The organism is Ruegeria sp. (assembly GCF_028066395.1).
Classification (GTDB): domain Bacteria; phylum Pseudomonadota; class Alphaproteobacteria; order Rhodobacterales; family Rhodobacteraceae; genus Ruegeria.
In genome coordinates, this window is the sequence record NZ_JALCBM010000035.1 from 1 (window position 1) to 2,885 (window position 2,885).

The 2,885-nt window shown below is 61.6% G+C and carries 3 protein-coding genes and 1 pseudogene; all 4 read right to left on the minus strand.

Annotated features, from left to right (window positions below):
• Positions 1–281, minus strand: a 281-nt coding sequence (locus MPJ51_RS12140; RefSeq protein ID WP_298386799.1) for a universal stress protein, incomplete at its 3' end; no start/stop codon positions are given.
• 79 nt (positions 282–360) lie between these two features.
• Positions 361–1,731, minus strand: coding sequence for a sodium:alanine symporter family protein (locus MPJ51_RS12145; RefSeq protein ID WP_298386802.1), 1,371 nt, complete (start codon positions 1,729–1,731; stop codon positions 361–363).
• Positions 1,732–1,756: 25 nt separating this feature from the next.
• Positions 1,757–2,701 (minus strand): lipoyl synthase, encoded by a 945-nt coding sequence (gene lipA / locus MPJ51_RS12150; RefSeq protein WP_298386805.1) that lies wholly within the window; start codon positions 2,699–2,701, stop codon positions 1,757–1,759.
• A 13-nt stretch (positions 2,702–2,714) separates the two neighbouring features.
• Positions 2,715–2,885, minus strand: a pseudogene (locus MPJ51_RS12155) (dihydrolipoyl dehydrogenase); the annotation flags it as partial.

The window sequence follows — 2,885 nt, forward strand, 5'->3', positions numbered from 1 at the left end:
AGCTTGAGGATTTCGCGATAGACGCTGCCTTCTTCGATATGCACCGGCACATCGGAGGCATTGCCATTATCCAGAATGGCCTGAACGGCATTGCGCACATGGTCTTTGGCGCCAGCGCCATAGTTGGCGGGCAGGTTCGGCAACTGGATGATCTCGGGGATGACGGAGACCGCGTGCAGTTCCGCACCATAGAATTTTGCCTGTTCCAGAGCGACCGGCAGCGCCTGTTTCCAGGATCGGTCATCGGTATGGTCAATCGGCAGCAGGATTTTCGTGGCCATCACGCATCTCCTCGAGATTTGAATGTCAGGGAAAATGCGAGGGACCGGGATGGCCCCTCGCGTCTGTTTTGGGCTGGAATTATTCGGCAGGCATACCGCCGGGTTCTTCCGAGTCGCCGCCCGAAGCAAAGAACTCTTTCGTCAGTTTGAAGACGACCGGGCTCAGCAGGGCCAGGGCGATCAGGTTCGGAATGGCCATCATGGCGTTCAGCGTGTCAGCCAGCAGCCAGATGAAGCCCAGATCCGCCGTTGCGCCGAAGTAGATCGCGATGATCCACAGCACGCGGTAGGGCATCAGGGATTTCACGCCCAGCAGGAACTCGACACATTTTTCGCCGTAAAATGACCAGCCAAGGATGGTGGTGAAGGCGAAGATCGACAGAGCGATTGCGATCAGGTGACCACCGCCCGGCAGGGATGTAGCAAATGCCAGCGAGGTCAGAGCCGCACCGGATTCGCCCGATGTCCATGCGCCCGTCGAGATGATCGCCAGACCGGTGATCGAGCAGACGATGATGGTGTCGATGAACGTGCCCAGCATTGCGATCAGGCCCTGATTGACGGGACCTTTGGTCTCGGCCGCTGCGTGTGCAATCGGGGCGGAACCCAGACCAGCTTCGTTCGAGAACACACCGCGTGCCACACCAAAGCGGATGGCGGCCCAGACAGCTGCACCTGCAAAGCCACCTTCGGCGGCTGACGGGGTGAAGGCATAGGTGAAGACCAGCGACAGCGCATTGCCAATCTCGCCGATATTGATCAGCAGAACCAGCAGGCCAGCGACGATGTAGGCAATTGCCATGGCCGGAACCAGTTTGCCGGCAACTGCACCGATACGAGTGATACCACCCAGGATAACGGCTGCTGTCAGGACCATCAGAACAACACCGGTGACCGAGGTGTTCACGCCGAAGTTCGCTTCCAGAACCTGCGCCACACCGTTGGCCTGTACACCGTTGCCGATGCCGAAGGCCGCGATGGCACCGAACAGGGCAAAGGCAACGCCCAGCCAGGCCCAGTTCGCGCCAAGACCGTTCTTGATGTAGTACATCGGACCGCCGACATAGTTGCCCAGCTCGTCTTTTTCACGGTATTTCACGGCGCAGACGGCCTCGGCATATTTGGTGGCCATGCCCACCAGGGCGGTCATCCACATCCAGAACAAGGCGCCCGGACCGCCCAGGAAGACAGCAGTGGCCACACCGGCGATGTTCCCCGTACCGATGGTCGCCGACAGCGAGGTCATCAGCGCGTTGAACGGGCTGATTTGCCCTTCGCCCTGACCCTCGCGGCCCTTGAACAGCAGGCTGAAGCCGGTGCCGATGCGCAGGATCGGCATAAATTTCAGCCCGACCTGCAAGAAGAAGCCGACGCCAAGGATGAGGACCAGCATCACCGGCCCCCATACGACGCCATTGATGGCTCCTACGATTGAATTTAACGCTTCCATGGTTTCCCTCCCAATAGCGTTCGGTTTATGCCCCGTTGGCGAGGGCCCGCTGGCGGGCCTGCCTGAGGGCGGCAAAGTCTTCGTCCGCGTGGAACGAGGAACGGGTCAACGGAGTGGCCGACACGTGCAAAAAGCCCTTGGAGCGCGCGATCTGCTCTAGCTGGGCGAAGTCTTCCGGTGACCAGAACCGGTCAATCGGGTGATGTTTCGGGGTTGGTTGCAGGTACTGTCCGACGGTCAGGAAATCGACTTGCGCCGCGCGCAGGTCATCCATCACCTGCCGCACGTCGTTCAGGGTTTCCCCCAGCCCGACCATCAGGCCGGATTTGGTGAAGATTTCAGGGTTCGCGCGTTTGGCATCATCCAGCAGTCGCAGCGAGGCATAGTAGCGCGCGCCGGGGCGGACCGTCGGATACAGATGCGGCACGGTTTCCAGATTGTGGTTGAAGACATCCGGTGCGGCCTCGAAAACTGCGGCGGCGGCCTCGCCCTTGCCCAGAAAGTCGGGGGTCAGGACCTCGACCGTGGTGCCGGGGTTCTGGTGGCGCACGGCGCGGATGGTCTGGGCGATGTGGTCCGCCCCGCCATCTGCCAGATCGTCCCGGTCAACCGAGGTGATCACCACATGGCGCAGACCCAGCTTTTTGACCGCTGCCGCGACGCGGCCCGGTTCGAACACGTCCAGCGCGTCGGGCCGCCCGGTTGCCACGTTGCAGAAGGAACAGCCGCGGGTGCAGACCTCGCCCATGATCATCATGGTGGCGTGGCGCTTGGACCAGCATTCGCCGATATTGGGGCAGGCGGCCTCTTCGCAGACCGTGGCCAGATCATGCTCGCGCATCAGGCGGCGGGTTTCGTAATATTCCGCGCTTTCGACCTTTTTCCGGCGAATCCATTTCGGTTTGCGCGGAATGACACTGTCGGCCTTCTTGGCCTTTTCCGGGTGGCGGGGGCGAAGCTGGATGGTCATCTGGCAGGCTCCCTTAGGCGTGGATCGCGCGGCCCAGGGCGTCAAGGCAGGCTTCCTTGACCGCCTCGCCCATGGCCGGGTGTGCGTGACAGGTGGCGGCGACCTCGGAGACGGTTGCGCCTTTGGTCATGGCCAGCACCAGTTCGGCAATCAGATCGCCGCCATGCGCGCCGCAGATATGCGC

Bases quoted from the DNA above. Each gene is read 5' to 3' on its own strand.
- MPJ51_RS12145 (WP_298386802.1), bottom strand. From the start codon at position 1,731: ATGGAAGCGTTAAATTCAATCGTAGGAGCCATCAATGGCGTCGTATGG.
- lipA (WP_298386805.1), bottom strand. From the start codon at position 2,701: ATGACCATCCAGCTTCGCCCCCGCCACCCGGAAAAGGCCAAGAAGGCC.